The 19,015-nt window shown below is 62.5% G+C and carries 16 protein-coding genes and 1 tRNA gene; 14 read left to right on the top strand and 3 right to left on the bottom strand.

The features are described 5' to 3' along the window. Window positions 1–141 precede the first annotated feature (141 nt). Window positions 142–789: a peroxiredoxin gene (locus ACEW7X_RS12600; RefSeq protein WP_068366433.1), complete on the top strand. Its 648-nt coding sequence runs from the start codon at window positions 142–144 to the stop codon at window positions 787–789. Window positions 790–1,042: 253 nt separating this feature from the next. Further along, the gene (locus tag ACEW7X_RS12595; protein WP_068366430.1) at window positions 1,043–1,903 is read left to right on the top strand and encodes a M23 family metallopeptidase; all 861 of its coding nucleotides are present in this window, start codon (window positions 1,043–1,045) and stop codon (window positions 1,901–1,903) included. Window positions 1,904–1,922: 19 nt separating this feature from the next. On the opposite strand, the gene ACEW7X_RS12590 is transcribed toward ACEW7X_RS12595, so the two are convergent. Next, window positions 1,923–2,726 (bottom strand): alpha/beta hydrolase, encoded by an 804-nt coding sequence (locus ACEW7X_RS12590; RefSeq protein ID WP_193755130.1) that lies wholly within the window; start codon window positions 2,724–2,726, stop codon window positions 1,923–1,925. Between the two features lie 510 nt (window positions 2,727–3,236). Between ACEW7X_RS12590 and ACEW7X_RS12585 the strand changes: the two genes are divergently transcribed. The 10 genes from ACEW7X_RS12585 (at window position 3,237) to ACEW7X_RS12540 (ending at window position 13,773) form a co-directional block, all read left to right on the top strand. Further along, a complete protein-coding gene (locus ACEW7X_RS12585; RefSeq protein WP_068366427.1) occupies window positions 3,237–3,641 on the top strand; it encodes a hypothetical protein in 405 nt (134 codons plus the stop codon). 170 nt (window positions 3,642–3,811) lie between these two features. After that, on the top strand, window positions 3,812–4,228 hold the full coding sequence (rplS, locus tag ACEW7X_RS12580; protein WP_068366423.1) for a 50S ribosomal protein L19: 417 nt from the start codon (window positions 3,812–3,814) through the stop codon (window positions 4,226–4,228). 524 nt (window positions 4,229–4,752) lie between these two features. Continuing rightward, window positions 4,753–6,015 (top strand): class I SAM-dependent methyltransferase, encoded by a 1,263-nt coding sequence (locus ACEW7X_RS12575; protein ID WP_068367666.1) that lies wholly within the window; start codon window positions 4,753–4,755, stop codon window positions 6,013–6,015. 535 nt (window positions 6,016–6,550) lie between these two features. Then, on the top strand, window positions 6,551–7,597 hold the full coding sequence (locus ACEW7X_RS12570; protein WP_083969328.1) for an ABC transporter substrate-binding protein: 1,047 nt from the start codon (window positions 6,551–6,553) through the stop codon (window positions 7,595–7,597). A gap of 149 nt (window positions 7,598–7,746) precedes the next feature. After that, the gene (locus ACEW7X_RS12565; RefSeq protein WP_068367661.1) at window positions 7,747–8,604 is read left to right on the top strand and encodes an ABC transporter permease; all 858 of its coding nucleotides are present in this window, start codon (window positions 7,747–7,749) and stop codon (window positions 8,602–8,604) included. Then, the gene (locus tag ACEW7X_RS12560) at window positions 8,601–9,887 is read left to right on the top strand and encodes a quaternary amine ABC transporter ATP-binding protein (protein ID WP_068366420.1); all 1,287 of its coding nucleotides are present in this window, start codon (window positions 8,601–8,603) and stop codon (window positions 9,885–9,887) included. Before ACEW7X_RS12565 ends, ACEW7X_RS12560 begins: the two co-directional genes overlap by 4 nt. 79 nt (window positions 9,888–9,966) lie before the next feature. Then, the gene (locus ACEW7X_RS12555; RefSeq protein ID WP_068367660.1) at window positions 9,967–10,713 is read left to right on the top strand and encodes a spermidine synthase; all 747 of its coding nucleotides are present in this window, start codon (window positions 9,967–9,969) and stop codon (window positions 10,711–10,713) included. A gap of 288 nt (window positions 10,714–11,001) precedes the next feature. After that, a complete protein-coding gene (locus ACEW7X_RS12550; RefSeq protein ID WP_127774954.1) occupies window positions 11,002–11,970 on the top strand; it encodes an ABC transporter substrate binding protein in 969 nt (322 codons plus the stop codon). A gap of 116 nt (window positions 11,971–12,086) precedes the next feature. Then, complete coding sequence (locus ACEW7X_RS12545; protein ID WP_134838753.1) at window positions 12,087–12,977, top strand: ABC transporter permease; 891 nt, start codon at window positions 12,087–12,089, stop codon at window positions 12,975–12,977. A 1-nt stretch (window position 12,978) separates the two neighbouring features. Then, window positions 12,979–13,773, top strand: coding sequence for an ABC transporter ATP-binding protein (locus ACEW7X_RS12540; RefSeq protein ID WP_068366411.1), 795 nt, complete (start codon window positions 12,979–12,981; stop codon window positions 13,771–13,773). A 210-nt stretch (window positions 13,774–13,983) separates the two neighbouring features. Here the strand turns inward: ACEW7X_RS12540 and ACEW7X_RS12535 are convergent, their stop codons facing one another. Next, entirely contained in the window at window positions 13,984–15,210 is a 1,227-nt protein-coding gene (locus ACEW7X_RS12535; RefSeq protein ID WP_068366408.1) for a phospholipase A, read from the bottom strand. A 297-nt stretch (window positions 15,211–15,507) separates the two neighbouring features. Between ACEW7X_RS12535 and ACEW7X_RS12530 the strand changes: the two genes are divergently transcribed. Both ACEW7X_RS12530 and ACEW7X_RS12525 read left to right on the top strand, forming a co-directional pair. Beyond that, window positions 15,508–15,584, top strand: a tRNA-Arg gene (locus ACEW7X_RS12530). 15 nt (window positions 15,585–15,599) lie between these two features. Further along, window positions 15,600–17,291 (top strand): NAD+ synthase, encoded by a 1,692-nt coding sequence (locus ACEW7X_RS12525; protein ID WP_068366405.1) that lies wholly within the window; start codon window positions 15,600–15,602, stop codon window positions 17,289–17,291. Between the two features lie 87 nt (window positions 17,292–17,378). Here the strand turns inward: ACEW7X_RS12525 and cls are convergent, their stop codons facing one another. Beyond that, the gene (cls, locus tag ACEW7X_RS12520) at window positions 17,379–18,842 is read right to left on the bottom strand and encodes a cardiolipin synthase (protein ID WP_068366400.1); all 1,464 of its coding nucleotides are present in this window, start codon (window positions 18,840–18,842) and stop codon (window positions 17,379–17,381) included. Window positions 18,843–19,015 lie beyond the last annotated feature (173 nt).

Here is a 19,015-nt window from a genome sequence, read left to right as displayed (position 1 = left end):
GATAAACCAGATCGAAATAGCATAAAGTTATATGAAAAACTTATTTCCCCCAACCGGGATGCCGGTGTGAAAATCAATCCATCACTTCCGTGATGCCGCCGTTTCTGCCGCAGGCATCGCCATCATCGCAAGAGGTTATTCATGAGCAATACTTTGAGGCTGGGCGATATTGCCCCTGATTTCGAGCAGGATTCCTCCATCGGCCGCATCCGTTTCTACGATTACCTGGGCGATCAATGGGGTGTGCTTTTCTCCCACCCTGCCGATTTCACGCCGATCTGCACGACCGAGCTGGGTTATACCGCCAAGCTGGCGGACGAATTCGCCAAGCGCAACGTGAAGGTGCTGGCCCTGTCGGTTGATGGCGTGGATTCCCATGGCCGCTGGATCGACGACATCAATGATACACAGGACACCACGGTGAATTTCCCCATCCTGGCTGATGAGGACCGTAAGGTTTCCACCCTGTATGACATGATCCACCCGAATGCGAACTCCACGCTGACGGTGCGTTCCGTGTTCATCATCGACCCGAACAAGAAAGTGCGCCTGACGCTGACCTACCCTGCCAGCACCGGCCGCAACTTCAACGAAATCCTGCGCGTGATCGACTCGCTGCAACTGACGGACAACTACAGCGTTGCCACGCCGGTGAACTGGCAGGATGGCGACGACGTGGTGATCGTGCCCTCGCTGAAGGATGAGGAAGTCATCAAGCAGAAATTCCCCAAGGGCTACAAGGCCGTCCGTCCCTACCTGCGCCTGACGCCGCAGCCGAACAAGGACTGATGCTTTTTTGGGTAATGCAGTGATTGTTGTCGTACAGTGATTTCTCCTTTCAGGAAATCAACGGCCTGCCCCTTATCGGGCAGGCCGTTTTCTTTTGGGGCACCGTGCCGGCTGACAGGCTGATGCGGCCTTTGCTTTTTCTTGCAGCGCCGCCGTGCCGTGCTGGCCCAGCGGGCCAGGCGCGGGGTAACCTGCGTGATGCAGCGCATGCGCTGCACAAGCTGCTGTTTGAATGGAATCAGAGGAGAGATGAATGTCCGGTATGTCAGATCACCTGTCTGCGCGCCGCCGCCTGGTAGCGGCCGCGCTGATGCTGCCTGCTTGGGGCGTGGTCCTGCCGGTCCTGGCGCAGCCGGATGACCGGCGGGTTGTTTTTCCGGCTGCGGTGCAGCAGGGAGCCCTGGTGATCGGCCGTGTGCCGCCTGGCAGCCTGGTGCAGTATGGTGGACGACAATTGCGGGTGACGCCCTATGGTTCGGTGGTATTTGGCATAGGCCGCGATGAGCGCGGCCCCGCACAGGTATCTATCACCCTGACGGATGGCTCCGCCCAGCAAGCGCAGATTCGCGTCGAGCCGCGAGATTGGCCGTTGCAACACGTCAACGGCGTGCCGCCTTCCACCGTGGAGCCGCCGCCCGCGCTGGCGCGCCGCATACGTGAAGAGCAGGAGCGGGTCGTGGCGGCCAGGGAGCGCGACGACGAGCGCGCCGATTTCGCCCAGATTTTCATCTGGCCGGTGCAAGGCCGCATCAGCGGCCGCTTCGGTCGCGCACGCGTCTACAACGGCAAACCGGGTTCACCGCACTCAGGCATGGATATCGCCGCACCCAGCGGCACGCCGGTCAAGGCGCCGGCAGCGGGCATCGTGACATTCGCCGACCCGGACCTGTACCTGACGGGCGGCACGATCCTGCTGGACCATGGCCATGGCGTCAGCTCCAATTTCCTGCATCTGTCGCGTCTGGACGTCAAGGTCGGGCAACGCGTGCAGCAGGGCGAAGTCATAGGCGCGGTCGGTTCCACGGGGCGTTCCACCGGCCCGCACCTGCACTGGGGCATGAACTGGTTCGGGGTCAGGGTGGATCCGCAGCTGGTGCTGGAGCGCCAGCGCTGATGGCGGCTGGCGGCCGGGCTCAGTCGCCAAAGGCAAATGCAATGGCGCGGCGCGCGCCATGCATCAGCATGTCGAAATGATCGTGATCGGCCGCGATGATGCTTTGCACGGTAACGCCGGGGTTTGCAGTGGCCAGCAGTGCGGCAGCTTCGCTGACATGGCCGACCATGGCGCGCCGTTCCAGGTGCGCCAGGCGCTCCGGGGGCAGCGCGGCCGCAGGAAACTGTTCTTCGCGTCCGACCGTCAGCATGATGCGCGCCACTTGGCCGGCCGGCAGGCGTGCGGATTCGCGCAGCCTGCGCATGGGCAGGGCATCGCTGAACCAGAGGGAAGGGCTGGCGGCCCAGTAACGCTGGAAGTGCGCGGGGGCCGTGCATAGCGTATCGACGGTGAACAGCCCGCCATAGGAAAAACCGAACAGCGTGTGGCGCGAGGCATCCAGGGGAAACCGGGCGGCAATCAGCGGCCGCAATTCTTCCACCAGGAAGCGGCGGAACGCGGCGGCGCCGCCGAATGCCGGCGACAGCAGGTCGCCCGGCGCACCATCCGGCTCAGGGGTGTAGTCGCAGGCCCTGGCGTCTACGTCGAAGTTGCAGGCTCCGGCATGGGCGACTGCAATGGTCAGGCCGGCAGGCATGGCTGGCGGCGCGGGCCGGCGCGCTTCCGGTACATGGCGGACGGCGCGTCCCAGGGATGCGCTGGCCAGTGGAAAGCTGGCGCTGCCATCCAGCATCCAGAGCGTGGGATAGCCCGTCGCCGGCGCAGGTTCGCCAGGCAGGCCGATCAGGATGCGGTACTGCCGGCCAGTATGTGCAGAACGCATTTCAAATTGCAATGCCGCGGACAGCGTGGCGGCTTCCCATTGCGCGGGCAGGCCGCTTGCGGCCGGGACATTTGGCCGGGAGGCAGGGGCGGATGAAGCTGGGGGGCTAGGCGGCATGGCAGGCGAAGGTTCGGATGGGGCGGCTAAGGGCAGTCGGGAACAGCTTCGGTTGGCGGGCCGGCGGTTGGCCGCTGCTGGCCTGGCGGGCGCTGCCTGCCAGGCGGCAGTCAGGTGTTGCATTGCTACCGCACCGGCGCGCAAAAACGCTTGCAGAAAATACTGTGTTTTTATACAGTATCAATCAGCAGGCCGGATTTGCTCAATTGCCAGGTAGGTACAGATCACCGATTACCGATCACAGGGCAGTTGCGGCGCCAGGGCTTGCAAGCCCCCCAAGGCTGCAACAGGGGGTCCAGGCGTAACCGTGTCCACGAAAAGCGTTCACGGGCATCGTGACAACAATATTCCGTTGGCACGACCTCAAGCCAGTTTCCTTGCCGGAGCGATCCCATGTCCAGTTCAGCACTTGTTTCCCAATTCGATTCTATCGCGTTCCCCTTGTCCGGGGGCGTGAGCAGTAGCGGCGGCGCAAACCGCCGTCCTGTCGCCCGCCAGGCGGCAGCGGTGCGTCCCGTTGCCACGACGGCTCCCGTTGCACCTGCTGACCGCCAGGTTGCGGCGGGTCAGTCGTCCGGTGCCGTCGCCGTGGCCCCGGTCGCCGTCTGCATGCCCGTCGACAGGGCGGTGGCGGCAGGAGAGCTGGCCGCAGCTGTGTCCATGGGGGGAACCCAGGCATTCCGTAGCATCGCTGGAACGGTGAGCTTCCGGCAGAAATGCGTGGACGTCGTGCTTCTGGGCATGTGGGCCGCCTTGATCCCCGGGTTCATGTGGCTGGGGCACTATGCCGGCTTTTGAGGGCGACTGCCTGGTTTTCAATCTTGGCGGCCATGCAACGGTGGAGGCAGGAAACCAGCGTAAGTGGCTGAATCTGGTGTAGAATAACTGGTTTTTCAACGCATCCTCTGCCGGGGTTCAGCAGTTCTGTTCCTATAACATCCCCGAGCATGATGGTTCTGGAGCCCTAAATGGCCAACATCATTGAAATCATCGAGCAGGAAGAAATTGCCCGCCTGTCGGCTGGCAAGGTATTTCCTGATTTCGCCCCTGGCGACACCGTCGTGGTCAACGTCAACGTGGTTGAAGGCACGCGCAAGCGCGTCCAGGCTTACGAAGGCGTCGTGATCGCCAAGCGCAATCGTGGCCTGAACTCCGCTTTCATCGTGCGCAAGATCTCGTCCGGTGAAGCTGTGGAACGTACGTTCCAACTGTACTCGCCGCAAATTGCCTCGATCGAAATCAAGCGCCGTGGCGACGTTCGCCGTGCCAAGCTGTACTACCTGCGTGAGCGTTCCGGCAAGTCGGCTCGCATCAAGGAAAAGCTGGTGCGCAGCAACAAGCGCCAGGCTCAAGCGCAAGCCCAAGCCCAAGCAGCTGCCGAATAATACCGGCAACTGGTTTGAACGGCCTGGAGAGGGAAACCTCTCCAGGCCGTTTTTCTTTGCCTGGTGCGGTGTCAGCTCCCGCTGTTGTGCTGCTTTCTACCCCTCGTCTGCCAAAGACAGGCGGGGCAATCGTCATAAGAAAAATGGTGCTCACGGCCAGCCGCCTTGTGGCAAGGCGGCTGGATTTCCGGTGGATGTCCAATTGTTTCAGCTTTGTCTTTTATTTTCTAAAAAACCGAAGGATCGCTGATCAAGTGGTTTGCCAAGTACTGCTCATAACGTTTATAACAGTCTGATCACAGGCTTGGATACTCGCTCGGCTTCATGGCCGGATCGGGCATGTTCCTCCGGCCGTGACCAAACGCCAATGCGGAACCTTGCGGTTGATGGCGAGGTCGAGCACGGTGGCTTATGAGGTTTATGCTTCCCTGAATGGCTGCGGAGACAGTCCCGCCATCAGGCTGGAGTGCCTCACAATGGTGTGCCGCCATTGCGGCTGGGATCATTCAGCTTGGGAGATATTGGTGAATCCACTGTTGTCCAAAGTCAGTTCGATTCTGGAAAATCTTGCCACGCCGGTGCAGGTCAATATGCCGGGCGGCGAGAAACTGGGGGCGTCTGACCCCAAGGTAGTGCTTACTATCAATGACAAGGCTGTCCTGGCGCGCCTGGTGTCTGGCGACATCGGTATCCTGGGGCAGGACTATGTCGAAGGCCGGGTGGATATCCAGGGCAGTATGCGCGACATCATGGCGGCGGCGGCAGAGTTGCTGCCCGGCTCGCCGGTCGAGGCGGCGCGCGGCGGCCTGTTTACGGATCTGGTGCGCCGCCTGCTGTCAGTCTGGCGCCACTCCATCGAACGTGACGCCAAGCAAATCGAGTTCCACTATGACCTGTCGGACGATTTCTATGGCCTCTGGCTCGATCCGCGCCGCGTCTATTCCTGCGCCTACTACGCCAAGCCTGAAATGACGCTGGCGCAGGCCCAGGAAGCCAAGCTGGATCTCATCTGCCGCAAGCTGCGCCTGCAGCCCGGCGAGCGCTTCCTGGACGTCGGCGCAGGCTGGGGCGGCCTGTTGCTGTGGGCGGCCGAACACTATGGGGTGGAAGCCGAAGGGATCACGCTGTCGCGCAACCAGCATGCCTATGTGAATCGTCTGATCGAAGAAAAGGGGTTGGGCAGCCGGGTGCGGATGTCATTGCTGGATTACCGCAAGCTCGATACCACTCGCCCCTACGACAAGATTGCTTCGGTCGGCATGTTCGAGCACGTAGGCCGGGCGCAGCTGAGCAAGTATTTCGAACGCCTGGCACAACTGATTCGCCCGGGCGGGCTGGTGATGAATCACGGCATCACGGCTGGCGGTTTGTATAACGCCGAAGTTGGCGGTGGCATGGGTGAATTCATCGGTAAGTACATATTCCCGGGGGGCGAGCTGACTCACATCAGCCATGTCATCGAAAGCCTGTCGGCGGGTGGGCTGGAAATGCTTGATACCGAGAATCTGCGGCCCCATTACGCACGCACGCTGTGGGCCTGGAGCGACGCTCTGGAGCAGCGCCTGGATGAAGCCTCGAGTATTCTGGCAGGCGAGCAGGGGCAGCGCTCGTTGCGTGCCTACCGGCTGTACCTGGCCGGATGTGCGGCAGGCTTCGAAAACGGCTGGATTGCCTTGCATCAGGTCGTGGCCCAGCACCAGCCCCGCCGGGGCCGGGCTGACGAGCTGGATTATCCGGCAGACCTGGCCTATCCGTGGCGCCGCGACGATATCTACCGGGAGGCCTGAGCGTCTGCCTGCAAGGCTATTTTCTGACCACGTGCCTAAGCGCAAGCCCCGGACTTCAGGCCGGGGTCGAGCGAGGCAATATCCATACGGCGCCGCAGGCGCCCCTATATCGTGGCGGAGAAGCTTCGGCCTTTAGGCCGAAGTTCTTCACGGGGGCAAGCGTGTTTTCACGCGCTTTTCTCCGGCTTGGACGGGCCTGGAAACTCCCGCGGTTTCCAGGCCTTTTTGTTGCCGGAATCCGGGCCAGCGGGACGGTCTGCGTCTCAGGGTTTTCCTGGATTATTTGGGGTTTCAGCCATTTTTGGTTAAAATGCCCCCTTCTTCATTCAGTTTGATGTCAATTTCGTTGTATTCGTTTTGGCTTTCCATGACGAAAAACGATCCCTTGTGGAGAGCCACTGCCTGGCTCCCCGTCAAAATGTCGGTATGTATTGGCGGTCTTGCCCGTCTTCCGCACACCTTCCTTATCTGCTAAATGGCGCGTTGCTGCTTCTAGTCGGCGGCACCGCGTCCAAGACCCTTAAGGAGGCGAATCATGAGTATTTCCCGTCGTTTCAATTCTGCTCGCAATGTGGCGCGCAATCAGCGCAGCACACTGCTGGCGGGTGCCGTCCTGCTGGCGCTTTCCGGTATTGCCGGGACAGCGCAGGCGCAATCGGCCCCTGAATGCGAAGTCAGCCGTCCGGTCAATTTCGGCGGCATGAACTGGGAGTCCAACCTGGTGCTGGTCGATGTGCAGCGCTTTATCCTCGAGCAGGGATATGGCTGCAAGACCGATGTGTTGCCTACGGAAACCTTGCCCGCGCTGGCGGCGCTGGAACGTGGCGACCTCGATGTGAATACGGAAATCTGGCTCAACAGCGTGGCTGAACCCTGGACCAAGGCGGAAAGCGGCGGCAAGGTCAAGCGCGTGGGGGAGCTGTACATGGGCGGCGAGGCCTGGTACATCCCGCGCTATACGGCCGAGCGCTATCCGGAGTTGAAGTCGGCCGCAGACCTGCCGAAGTTCAAGGACAAGTTCGCGGACCCCGAGGAGCCCGGCAAGGGCCGATTCTATGGCTGCCCGGCCGGCTGGGGCTGCGAAGTCGTGAGTTCCAACCTGTACCGCGCGCTGGGCCTGGAAGACAGCTTCACGTTGTACTCGCCGGGCACCGGCGCGGCGCAGAAGGCGGCGCTGACGTCGGCCTACAAGCGCAAGCAGGACATCGTTTTCTACTATTGGTCGCCGACTCCGCTGGTCGGGGCGATGGACCTCGTGGAACTGGAGTTGCCGCCCTATGACAAGGCCAAGCACGAGTGCCTGACCGCTCCCAAGTGCGCCAACCCCGAGCCCAGCGCCTATCCTGAAAACCCGGTCTTCACCGGCTTGAATGTGGCTTTTGCCGAGAAGGCGCCAGTCTTGACGGAATTCTTCACCAAGATGTCCGTACCGCTGCCGGTGATGAACGCCACCCTGGCGCATCTCGAGGAAACCGGCGATGACGCTGGCGACGTGGCCCAATGGTTCCTGAAAAACCATGGCGATGTCTGGAAGCAGTGGGTGCCCGAAGACGTGGCCACACGGGTGCAGGCTGCGCTCTAAGCCAGTCCTGAGCACGCGCGGCGCGCGACCGTCGCAGCCGGACAGCCAGGCTGTCCGGCGCTGCGCCGGGCACGCCTGCGCCGGCCATTTCCTCTCATCACAACATGCCGGGGGCGCACGCGTTCCCGGCATGCTTAATGGTGCACATCATGTTTCCTGAATTGATCCCCGCGCGCGATTTGCGGCGCGCTATCGACGGTTTTGTCGAAAATCTTGTTTCCCGCTATGCGGATACGCTGGAGACCTTGTCCAAGCCCTTCCTGCATGTACTGGTCTGGCTTGAGCAAGTTCTTCGCGGCACGCCCTGGTGGGTGGTCGTGTTGGCGGTCATCGTCATTGCATGGCTGGTCAGCCGCCGGCTGGTTCTCAGCATTTCCATGGGGGCGCTGCTGTGCGTGATCGGCCTGCTCGGGCTGTGGGATGCCGGCATGCAGACCTTGTCGCTCATGATCATGGCGGTCGTGACCTCCGTCATCATAGGCATTCCGCTGGGCATCATCATGGCACGCGTCAATTGGCTGCGCAGCGTCATGATGCCGGTGCTGGACGTCATGCAGACCATGCCCAGTTTCGTCTACCTGATCCCGGTGGTCATGCTGTTCGGCCTGGGCAAGATTCCTGCCATTATCGCGACGGTGATCTATGCGGTGCCCCCGCTGATCCGCCTGACCGACCTGGGCATCCGCCTGGTAGACCAGGAGGTCCTGGAAGCGTCGCGGGCGTTCGGCGCCAATTCGCGCCAGCAATTGTTCGGCGTGCAGCTGCCGCTGGCGCTGCCCAACATCATGGCCGGTATCAACCAGACCACGATGATGGCCTTGTCGATGGTGGTGATCGCTTCCATGATCGGCGCCCGGGGCCTGGGCTATGAAGTCCTGCTGGGCATCAACCGCCTGGAAGTGGGGCGCGGCCTGTTGGCCGGCCTGGGTATCGTGGTGCTGGCCGTGCTGTTCGACCGCATTACGCAATCGTATGGACAGCGAGTGCGGCAAGGAGGTGCGCGATGAGCAAGATCGAAGTCAAGGGTATCTACAAGATTTTCGGCTCGCACCCCAAGAAATGGCTGGCCGAGGCGCAATCCGGCATCAGCAAGGAAGAACTGCTCAAGCGCAGCCGCCATACGCTGGGCCTGAGGGATATCAGCCTGTCCATCGAAGAGGGCAGTATCTACGTGATCATGGGCCTGTCGGGGTCGGGCAAATCCACCCTGATCCGCCATTTCAACCGCCTGATCGAACCGACGGCGGGCCAGATTCTGGTCGATGACGTCGATGTCATGAGCCTGGGCAAGCGCGAGCTGGAACAGTTCCGGCAGAAGACCATGAGCATGGTTTTCCAGCGCTTCGGCCTGTTCCCGCACCGCACGGTGCTGGAGAATGCCGCCTATGGGCTGTCAGTGCAGGGCGTGGGGCGGGCGCAGCGCGAAGAAAAGGCGCGCTACTGGCTGGAGCAGGTGGGCCTGGCCGGGTTCGAGGAACAATACCCGGACCAGTTGTCCGGCGGGATGCAGCAGCGTGTCGGGTTGGCGCGCGCGCTGGCGACAGATGCAGAAATCCTGCTGATGGACGAGGCATTTTCCGCGCTGGACCCGCTGATCCGCCGGGAGATGCAGGACCAGCTGTTGCAGTTGCAGTTGAAGCTCAACAAGACCATCGTGTTCATTACCCACGACCTGGACGAGGCGCTGCGCCTGGGCAACCGGATTGCCATCCTGAAGGATGGCGAACTGGTCCAGGAGGGAACGCCGGAGGATATCCTGCTCAACCCCGCGACGGATTACGTCCAGGCCTTCCTGCAGGACGTCAACCGCACCAAGGTTCTCAATGCCAGCCATGTGGTCAACCCGCCGCGCCTGACGCTCACCATGCGTTCGCAGCCGGCGCATGCCCTGCAGCGCATGAAGATGCTGGACTATGAATATGCGCCGGTGCTCGATGGCAAGCGTCTCGCAGGCATCATTCTGCGCGAGCGCCTGGATGAGGCCATTGCCGCGCATGCGCGTGACATTTCAGCCTACACTGGCGATATGACCTCGGTGCCGGCGACGGCGGGGCTCGACGAAGTCTTGAGCCGCATGCTCGACAGCAATGACCCCGTTGCTGTTACGGGCGAGGATGATGAATTCATAGGCATGCTGTCGCGCAAGAAGGTAGCGGAACTGGTGGCCCCGATCGTGGCCGACGCCCAGGAGGCTGCCGCGCAAGTGCAGGACCCGGCATTGGACGAAGCGGTGCCACCTGCCGAGGGTGGTACGCCGCCGGACGCTGGCGATCGCGGTGCGACGGCCTGAGCCTGAAACAGGAGAAGTATTCGTGGCAGCAGTAAACGGGCGCGGCGCCAGCCGCGCACGCAAAGGCGCAGATCGCCGCATGTATGACGACCCCACCTTGTCCGAAGAGGATGGCATCCGCTACCTGCATTTCGGTACGGAATGGATACAGGGGGCGATGGCGGTGGACCGGCCTGCCGAGCTGGTGCTCGAATATACCCGGCAGATGATGGCTTGGCTGCTGTTTCTGGAGCCGCCGCGTGACGGCGCCATCGGGCAGCTGGGCCTGGGGGCAGGGTCCTTGACGCGGTTTTGCCTGAAGCAGACCCGCAGCCGCCTGACGGTGGTGGAATGGAACCGCATGCTGCCCATGATGTGCCGTCTGTATTTTCGCTTGCCGGATGCAGCGCGTCTCAATATAGAGATCGACGATGCCGAGCACTGGGTGGCCGACCCGCTGAACGCGGGCAGCTGCCCGGTCCTGATGGTCGATCTTTACGATGCCGATGCCCAGGGTCCGGTACGGGATTCCGTCGAGTTCTATGGCAATTGCCGCCGCGTGCTTGGGGATACCGGCGTGCTGACGGTGAATCTGTTCGGGGCGCACGAGAGCTTCGCGCCCAATATTGCCAACCTGCGGGAGGCCTTTGATGGTCGGCTGCTGCTCCTGCCTGAAATCGACGCGGGCAACCGCATTGCCATCGCCTTCAGCGGTCCTCCCCTGGAGGTGGATGCGCAGCGCCTGCTGGCGCGCGCCGAGACGGTAGAGTCGAGCTACGGCCTGCCGGCGCGGCGCTGGGCCCGGAGTTTGCTGAGCGAAGCGCAGGACGGCATCCTGCGTGTCTGATCTGGCGCGGGCCGGGGGTTTCCGGCGTGCATGGGCGTCCTGGCGGCGCCCTCGCAGCGCTGGCGGGGCGCGTCATGCAATGGCATTTTGGTGGTGAGGAAGTGCAGCGTTATCCTTTTATTGGGTGTATTCCTGCGTCAAGTTATCCATCCAAGCATGATGCCTGCAATTTCGCTATATATTGGTCTGGCGATTTGCGCAACCTGCGTATTCCATAATTCACCGATATAGGTCTGTGCGGGTTACTATTTCCCCACTTTCACAGGGCTTTTCCGGGGGAATCTCGTTATGTTGCATATCAAACGTACAGTCCTGGCCATGGTCGCCGCCGCTGGCCTGGCAGCTGCCGCACCGTCGTTCGCACAGCAGAAATCCGTTGCTTTGGTCACCATTGTCGAGCACCCTGCGCTGGACGCGGTGCGTGATGGCGTCAAGGATGCGCTGGCCAAGGCCGGTTATGAGGATGGCAAGGCGCTCAAGTGGCAATATCAGAGTGCGCAGGGCAATACGGCCACGGCCGCCCAGATCGTGCGCAAGTTCGTGGGTGACAAGCCCGACGCCATCGTTGCGGTCGCGACGCCAGCGGCGCAGGCTGCCGTCGCCGCGACCAAGAATGTCCCCATCGTTTATGCCGCCATTACCGATCCGGTCGCTGCACAGCTTGTGCCCAGCTTTGATGCCTCCGGCAATAACGTGACGGGCGTGTCCGACAAGCTGGACCTGTCGCGCCAGATCGACCTGATCACCGAAATCGTGCCCGATGCCAAGCGCGTGGGCATCGTCTACAACCCCGGCGAAGCCAATTCGGTGGTGGTCGTGCAGGAACTGCGCGAATTGCTTGGCCAGCGCGGCATGACGCTGGTCGAAGCCGCGGCGCCACGTACGGTTGATGTCGGCGCAGCCGGCCGCAGCCTGATCGGCAAGGTCGATGTGTTCTACACCAACACCGACAACAATGTCGTGTCCGCCTTCGAAGCCTTGGTCAAGGTGGCCAACGATGCCAAGATCCCGCTGGTTGCTTCGGATACCGACAGCGTCGCGCGCGGTGCCATCGCAGCATTGGGTGTGAATTACCGCAAGCTGGGCGAACAGACCGGCGAAGTCGTGGTGCGTATTCTCAATGGCGAAGCCCCCGGCACCATTGCATCGGCCGTGCCGCAGGACCTGTTGCTGTACGTGAATCCGGCCGCTGCCGTGAAGCAGGGCGCGCCCCTGTCGGAAGCCTTCATCAAGAAGGCCGACCAGGTAGTGCAGTAATCCCTGCTGTCTAGCACCGGCTGCGGCCGGTTCGCCGGAGAAATGAATGCGCCAGCGTCGCGCTTATGCGCGGCGCTGCGGATCAGTAGTGCCGGCACATTCTCTCGCGACGCATCATGTCTCTCTTCTCCTTGATGGGTGCCCTGGAGCTGGGCCTGATTTTCGGTCTGGTGGCGCTGGGTGTCTTTATTTCCTTCCGTGTGCTGCGCTTTCCCGACCTGACGGTCGATGGCAGCTTCCCGCTGGGCGGTGCCGTTGCCGCCACCCTGATCAGCGCAGGCCATGATCCCTTCGTCTCCACCCTGGCGGCGGCGGGTGCCGGCGCCCTGGCTGGCATGATGACCGGCTGGCTGAACGTGCGCCTGAAAATCATGGATCTGCTGGCCAGTATCCTCATGATGATCGCGCTTTACTCGGTCAATCTGCGCATCATGGGGCGGCCCAATGTGCCGCTGATCCTGGAACCAACGGTCTTTTCCATTCTGCAAACGGACGTCCTGGCGGATTCCTTCATGCGGCCGTTGCTGTTGCTGCTGGTGGTTCTGGTCGCGAAGTTCGCGCTGGATGCCTACTTCAGCACGCATTCCGGCATGGCGATGCGCGCCACGGGTTCCAATCCCCGCATGGCGCGGGCCCAGGGCATCCGTACCGGTGCGATGATCATCGGCGGCATGGCATTGTCGAACGCGCTGGTGGGTCTGGCGGGGGCGCTGTTTGCGCAAACCCAGGGCGGCGCGGACATCTCCATGGGCGTGGGCGTCATCGTGATCGGTCTGGCGGCGGTCATCGTGGGCGAAAGCCTGCTGCCTTCGCGCAAGCTGGTGCTGGCGACGCTGGCGGTGATTCTGGGGGCGCTGGTCTACCGGCTCTTCATCGCCCTGGCGCTCAATAGCGACTTCATCGGCCTGCAGGCTCAGGATCTGAACCTGGTGACTGCTGTCCTGGTTACGATTGCACTGGTATTGCCGCGCCTGAAGAAACGGCGTTCCGGCAAGGGAGCACGCTGATATGTTGACGGTAAAAGACTTGCGGCTGACCTTCAATCCGGGCACGCCGATAGAAACCAAGGCCTTGCAGGGGCTGAGCCTGGACATTCCGGCAGGCCAGTTCGTGACGGTGATCGGTTCCAACGGGGCGGGTAAGTCGACCTTCCTGAATACGGTATCGGGTGAACTGTCGGTAGACGAAGGCAGCATCCATATCGGCGACCAGGACGTCACACGCATGCCTGTCTGGACGCGTGCGACCCAGGTGGCGCGGGTGTTCCAGGACCCGCTGGCCGGAACCTGCGAAGACCTCACCATCGAGGAAAACATGGCGCTGGCCCATCGCCGCGGACGTGGCCGGGGCTTTGCCCGCGCGGTTGATACTGCCGGGCGTGAGCTCTACCGCGAACGCCTGGCTACCCTGGGCCTGGGCCTGGAAAACCGCCTGACCGATCGCATCGGCCTGTTGTCTGGCGGCCAGCGCCAGGCTGTCAGCCTGTTGATGGCGGCGCTCCAGCCGTCGCGCATCCTGCTGCTCGACGAGCATACGGCAGCGCTGGACCCGCGCACGGCAGACTTCGTGCTGCAACTGACGGTACGCATCGTTGCCGATTACGGGCTGACCACGATGATGGTGACGCACAGCATGCGCCAGGCGCTGGATGTCGGCGACCGCACGGTGATGCTGCACCAGGGCAAGGTGGTATTGGACGTATCGGGCGAAGAGCGCCGTGGCATGGACGTGCGGGACTTGCTGTCCATGTTCGAGCGGGTGCGTGGCGAATCGGTGGACGACGACGCTTTGTTGCTGGGATAGGCCTGCCGCGTCCGTGGCCCGGCCATGTCCGGCATGGGGCGGCGTCGGACGCGGGAGATAGGAAAACGCCAGGCTCGGTATATTCCGGCCTGGCGTTTTTGTTGGGAGGCAGCGGTGCAGTAGCGTTGCAGTGCGGGCCTGTCCGGATATGTCTCCGGGCAGTGGCCGGTGGCAGCGTGGGCGCAGCCCCGGGAACGAGGCTGCCCAGGGTCATGGCACGATAGAAATGCCCACGCGGAATTGCGATGACTGGCGTTCGTTGTAGCCCAGCAGGGTTTCGCCGTAGCCGTTGAAATACTGCACGAACAGGTAGCCGTTCATGTCGGGCCAGATGCGTTTGAGCGGCCAGGAGGCATCGACCTGGGTGGCGCGGCGGCTGTGGCTGCCCTGGCGGTACAGCAGATGCATGATGATGCCGTTGTCCTGCGCCCAGCGCAGGCGCCAGTCGACCCGTCCGGCATAGCGGCGGAAGTCATGGTTTTCCTCTTCGACGCCGAAGTACTGCTTGAACCTCGGCTGGAAGGTCAGCAGATTGCTGCCGAAGCGCAGGTGCGCAATAGGCTGGATATAGAAATCATTGAGCGAGCGCGATTCCGGGCCATCGCGGCCGTTGGATGCGTGCTCTGCGCCGGTGGCAAAACCCAGGCCCCAGCGCGCATCATCGGATTGCACCAGCCGTTCGGCCCGCCAGAACAGGCTGGGGTTGTAGGTGGTGTCGATAAAAGGCTTGGATTCACCGGACAGGTCCCACATCGCCGTCTGGGTATAGCCCAGGAACAGATTGTCCAGCAGCAGATTGGGTTCGCTGCGCGGGTTGAACAAGCGGTAGCGGAAGCTGAGCTGGAAGCGGGAATGGAAACCGCCACGGCTGCCGAAGGCGAAGTAGAGCGGTTCATAGGCGGAAAACGCGCTGAGGAAACGCTCGGACGCGCTGGGCACCGGTTGCGACGGAGCATGAACGGCGGCGCTTTCCAGCGGCGCCGGGCCATGATCGACCGAAATGCCACTGGGGGAGGCCGCCAGCAGGTTGCCGGTCTGCACCACGGGCACTTCCTGCAAGGGAACGTTGGCCGGCGTGGCCGCTACCCGGCTTTCCTCGATGGGGTCGGTATCCAGCGCCAGCAGTGCCGGGTAGCCTTCCACGGAAATGGCCTGCAGGCCGGTCAGCGACGCCGGCACCTCGGTTTTCCAGAAAACGCGGGCATAGCCCCCTACCGGCAGGCTGATGGTGCCGGGCCGTCCGTCCAGCCTGGCCGTCGTGCGGATGATCTCGCCCTGGGGCGAACGCCATTGCAGCACGATCAGCTCGGGGGCGATCCAGGAGGTCTTGTTCTTCTGGTCGTTGAAGAACAGGCCTTGCACGGAGATGGGTTCGCCGCTGACAGCCTGCGGACGATCCAGCGAGAAGGTCAGCCCGGCATGGGCCACGGCGGACATGCCCAGCCCGAGCAGACAGGCGAACCAACGCAGGTGCAGGTGCGACCATGGGGCGCGGCGACGTGGGCTGCTTGGGCGGCTTGGGAGGTTGCGGCGGAAAACGGGTAGGGGCGGGGCCATGATCGGGCGGAAACGAGGCGATGCGATATGAGGATTGAATCCGATTTGCCTGGGCCTGTCGATAGCCGCTGTACTAAAAATGTGAGTAAAGCGTGCTGCCCGGCGCCGCCTCGGGGGCAGCGGCGCGCCAGGATTCGCAAGGCTGCGCCGCTCGCGTTAGAATACGGCCCTTATACCGTCCCCGTAGCTCAACCGGATAGAGCACTCGCCTTCTAAGCGAGGGGTTGCGTGTTCGAGTCACGCCGGGGGCGCCATCACAGGTGGTCCTGATGACGTTACGTCTTTCCCTGGTCCAGCTCGACTATACGGTCGGCGATTTCGACGGCAATGCCCAACTCATGGCGCAAGCCGTCGCAGCGGCCGGACCAGCCGATCTCATCGTTTTTTCCGAGCTTTCACTGTCCGGCTATTATCCCGCCGACAAACTGGACCTGCCGGCTTTCCGCGCAGGCCAGGCGCGTGCGCTGGAGCAGCTGGCGGCCTTGTCCCGTCAAACCCATGCCGCGCTGGCGTTCGGCATGGCCACGCCCAACCAGGGACCGGGCAAGCCCTGGTTCAATAGCCTGGTGGTGCTGCAGGCAGGGCGGGAAGTCCTGCGTTACCACAAGCAATTGCTGCCGGACTATGACGTGTTCAACGAACAGCGTCATTTCGAGCCCGGCCCGCGCCAGCCGGCGGTGCTGGAACTGGCCGGCGTGAAGGTGGGGTTTCTCGTGTGCGAGGATGCCTGGCACGATGCCACCGGCCTGTATGAGCGGGACCCGGCGCAGGATTTGCGGGATGCGGGGGCGCAAATGGTGGTCAGCATCAACGCCAGCCCTTCGAGCGTGGGCAAGCAGGCCCAGCGCGACGGCCTGTTCACCGCCCTGAGCCGCCGCCTGCAGTTGCCGCTGGTCTTCGTGAATCAGGTTGGCGGCAACGATAGCCTGGTGTTCGATGGCGCATCATTCGTGGTTGACCCCGCCGTGGGCGTGGTGGCGCGCCTGCCCTGGTTCGAGCCTGCGCAGGAAGGCCTGGTGTTCGAACCGGGCCGGGGTTTTTCCAGCGAGGCAGGCATCCTAGCCACACCCTTGGCCTTGCCCGAACTCAACGACAGTCGTTTCTATTATCAGCAGATCCTGCTGGGATTGCGGGGCTACCTGCGCAAGATAGGCGTGCGCAGCGTGGTAGTCGGCTGCTCGGGCGGTATCGACAGCGCACTGACCCTGGCCCTGGCCCGGGACGCGCTGGGCGCGGAAAACGTGCAGGCGGTTACCATGCCCTCGCGCGTTTCCACGGCGGGCAGCGTGTCGGATTCCGTCGATCTGTGCCGCAATCTGGGCATTGCGCTGCACGAATTTCCGATCGCGCCGCTGGTGGAGGCCTATGGCACGGGTTTCCAGGCCGCTTTTGCGAGCGAGCTCGCAGGCTTGTCGCTGGAAAACCTGCAGTCGCGCGTGCGCGGAACCATCCTGATGGCGTTTTCCAACCGCCATGGCCCCTTGCTGCTGACCACTGGCAACAAATCGGAGGTGGCGGTGGGTTACTGCACGCTGTATGGCGATACCAACGGCGGCTTGAACCTGATCGGGGACTTGTACAAAACCGAGGTGTTCGAGCTGTCGCGGGAATTCAACCGCATCCATGGCGCCGAGATCATTCCCGAAGCCATCATTACCAAGGAGCCTTCGGCAGAGCTGGCCGAAGGCCAGCGCGACAGCGATTCCTTGCCACCGTATCCGGTGCTGGATGAAATCCTGAAGTGGCATATCGAGGGTGAGGCGCTGCGTCCGCAGGAACTGGCTGCCGCGACCGATTTCGTGGAACGCCTGATGCAGGAAGCGGGGGGCGCGGAAACAGTGGCGCGGGTGCAGCAACTCGTGGCGCGCGCCGAGTTCAAGCGGCGGCAGGCGCCGCCGATACTGAAGTTGCGTGGCCGCGCTTTCGGCGCGGGCTGGCAGATGCCGGTAGCGGCGCGCTGAACGGGCCATGTGGGTGCGCTGCCTGCATGGCGGGCAGCGCACCGGGCATTGCGCTGGGTACGACAGGGCCTATCGCAGGGCCGGGTGTTACAGATACGGCGAGGCCAGCCAGATGATCTTGTTGCGCAGCCGGCTGAGAAAAGGCTGGCTGTTGAGGTGTTTCAGCGTGACCAGCGTGGCAGATTCGATCTGCGACTGAATGCGTTGCTTGATCCAGTCGGCCGTATTTCGGTCGTAGATTTCCACATCCATTTCGAAGTTCAGGCGCAGGCTGCGTGGGTCCATATTCGACGAGCCCACGTAGGAATAGACGTCGTCCAGCGTAATCAGCTTGGAGTGATCGAAGCCGCCATTCGAGCGCCAGACGCGGCAGCCGTTGGCGATGACGAGGTCGATTTGCGCCTTCATGGCGTAATCAACCAGGCGCAGGTTGTTCTGGCCGGGAATCACGATATCCACGGCAACGCCACGGCGCGCCGTGGTGGCCAGCGCACCGATCAGGGCGGGATCAGGCAGGAAATACGGGGTCTGGATCATGACGTGATGCTGTGCGGCGGCCAGCGCACCCATGATCATGCTGTGGTTGCTTCCCAGGGCCTGATCCGGCCCCGAGGGCACGCAGCGTGCCGGTACATAGCCTGGCGTGGGAATGACGGGGAACCAGTCGCACTGGGTGTCGTACAGGGATTCGCCGGTGGTGAATTCCCAGTCATGCGCAAAGCCGTACATCAGTTGCGACACGATGGGCCCTTCCAGGCGGAAGTGGGTATCGCGCGCCATGTTGTCGCCGCCATAGCGGTGGGTAAAGGCTTCGCGGATATTCATGCCGCCGGTAAAACCTAGGCAGCCGTCGATCACCAGTATCTTGCGGTGGCTGCGCATATTGGCATAGGCCAGGCGCAGGCCCAGACCGGTGCTCATGAATCGTGCGTGCGGGACTTTGTGCTGGGCAAAGATCCGGGTGATGGGCGGGCGCGAATACTTTTCGCCGACGGCATCGACCAGTACGCGTACCTGTACGCCACGCTGATGGGCATCCACCAGCGCCTGGGCGAGCTCCACGCCGACGCGGTCATGGTCGAAGATATAGCTCTGCATGGCAATGCAGGTCTTGGCGTTGCGTATCGCTTCCAGCATGGCGGGATAGGTACTGTCGCCACCCGGCAGTATCTGTACCAGGTTGCCGTCGAGCAGGGGGAATTCGCTGACGCGGTCGCCCAGGGTTTTCTGGCCCGCCAGGGCCACGCCGTAGGTATGGACCAGATCGACATCGCTGGGGCGCATGTCGGGATAAGCGTCCAGGTGGGTTTCGCTGCGCTGTTGCGAAACACGCTGCTCGCGCACCCGGTTGATTCCGGCAATGATGTAGAGCAGCGTGCCGAGGATAGGAGAAAGCATGACCACGCCGACCCAGCCGATGGCGGCGCGCGCATCGCGCTTGTTCATGGCGATATGCACGGCTGCCGCAAGGCTGATGATCAGCGAGACGACAAAGATGATGTGCGGCCAGTATTCCTGGAACAGGTGTTCGAGCTGATTCGTGCTGGTCACGGGTCGGTAGGCTTTTTGAGGATGTGTTGGTCGGAATGCAATATGAAACAATGCTTATTGTCGCTGATTTGACAACGATTTAGGCATTTCCGATCCTGCCAGGCCGGGGCGGCGGATGCCCTGCGTCTCGCAACGGCGTGCGTCAGGGGCTGGATCAAGCCCGCCATAGTGCC

It is taken from the genome of Kerstersia gyiorum (assembly GCF_048595715.1).
GTDB lineage: Bacteria > Pseudomonadota > Gammaproteobacteria > Burkholderiales > Burkholderiaceae_B > Kerstersia > Kerstersia gyiorum.
Note: the sequence above shows the minus strand (reverse complement) of the source record. Positions and strands in the feature narration are given on the sequence as shown.

What these genes read in the sequence shown, in the direction of transcription:
- ACEW7X_RS12600 (WP_068366433.1), top strand. Translation starts at nt 142, where the DNA reads ATGAGCAATACTTTGAGGCTGGGCGATATTGCCCCTGATTTCGAGCAG.
- ACEW7X_RS12595 (WP_068366430.1), top strand. Translation starts at nt 1,043, where the DNA reads ATGTCCGGTATGTCAGATCACCTGTCTGCGCGCCGCCGCCTGGTAGCG.
- ACEW7X_RS12590 (WP_193755130.1), bottom strand. Translation starts at nt 2,726, where the DNA reads ATGCGTTCTGCACATACTGGCCGGCAGTACCGCATCCTGATCGGCCTG.
- ACEW7X_RS12585 (WP_068366427.1), top strand. Translation starts at nt 3,237, where the DNA reads ATGTCCAGTTCAGCACTTGTTTCCCAATTCGATTCTATCGCGTTCCCC.
- rplS (WP_068366423.1), top strand. Translation starts at nt 3,812, where the DNA reads ATGGCCAACATCATTGAAATCATCGAGCAGGAAGAAATTGCCCGCCTG.
- ACEW7X_RS12570 (WP_083969328.1), top strand. Translation starts at nt 6,551, where the DNA reads ATGAGTATTTCCCGTCGTTTCAATTCTGCTCGCAATGTGGCGCGCAAT.
- ACEW7X_RS12565 (WP_068367661.1), top strand. Translation starts at nt 7,747, where the DNA reads ATGTTTCCTGAATTGATCCCCGCGCGCGATTTGCGGCGCGCTATCGAC.
- ACEW7X_RS12560 (WP_068366420.1), top strand. Translation starts at nt 8,601, where the DNA reads ATGAGCAAGATCGAAGTCAAGGGTATCTACAAGATTTTCGGCTCGCAC.
- ACEW7X_RS12555 (WP_068367660.1), top strand. Translation starts at nt 9,967, where the DNA reads ATGTATGACGACCCCACCTTGTCCGAAGAGGATGGCATCCGCTACCTG.
- ACEW7X_RS12550 (WP_127774954.1), top strand. Translation starts at nt 11,002, where the DNA reads ATGTTGCATATCAAACGTACAGTCCTGGCCATGGTCGCCGCCGCTGGC.
- ACEW7X_RS12545 (WP_134838753.1), top strand. Translation starts at nt 12,087, where the DNA reads ATGTCTCTCTTCTCCTTGATGGGTGCCCTGGAGCTGGGCCTGATTTTC.
- ACEW7X_RS12540 (WP_068366411.1), top strand. Translation starts at nt 12,979, where the DNA reads ATGTTGACGGTAAAAGACTTGCGGCTGACCTTCAATCCGGGCACGCCG.
- ACEW7X_RS12535 (WP_068366408.1), bottom strand. Translation starts at nt 15,210, where the DNA reads ATGTCCGCCGTGGCCCATGCCGGGCTGACCTTCTCGCTGGATCGTCCG.
- ACEW7X_RS12525 (WP_068366405.1), top strand. Translation starts at nt 15,600, where the DNA reads ATGACGTTACGTCTTTCCCTGGTCCAGCTCGACTATACGGTCGGCGAT.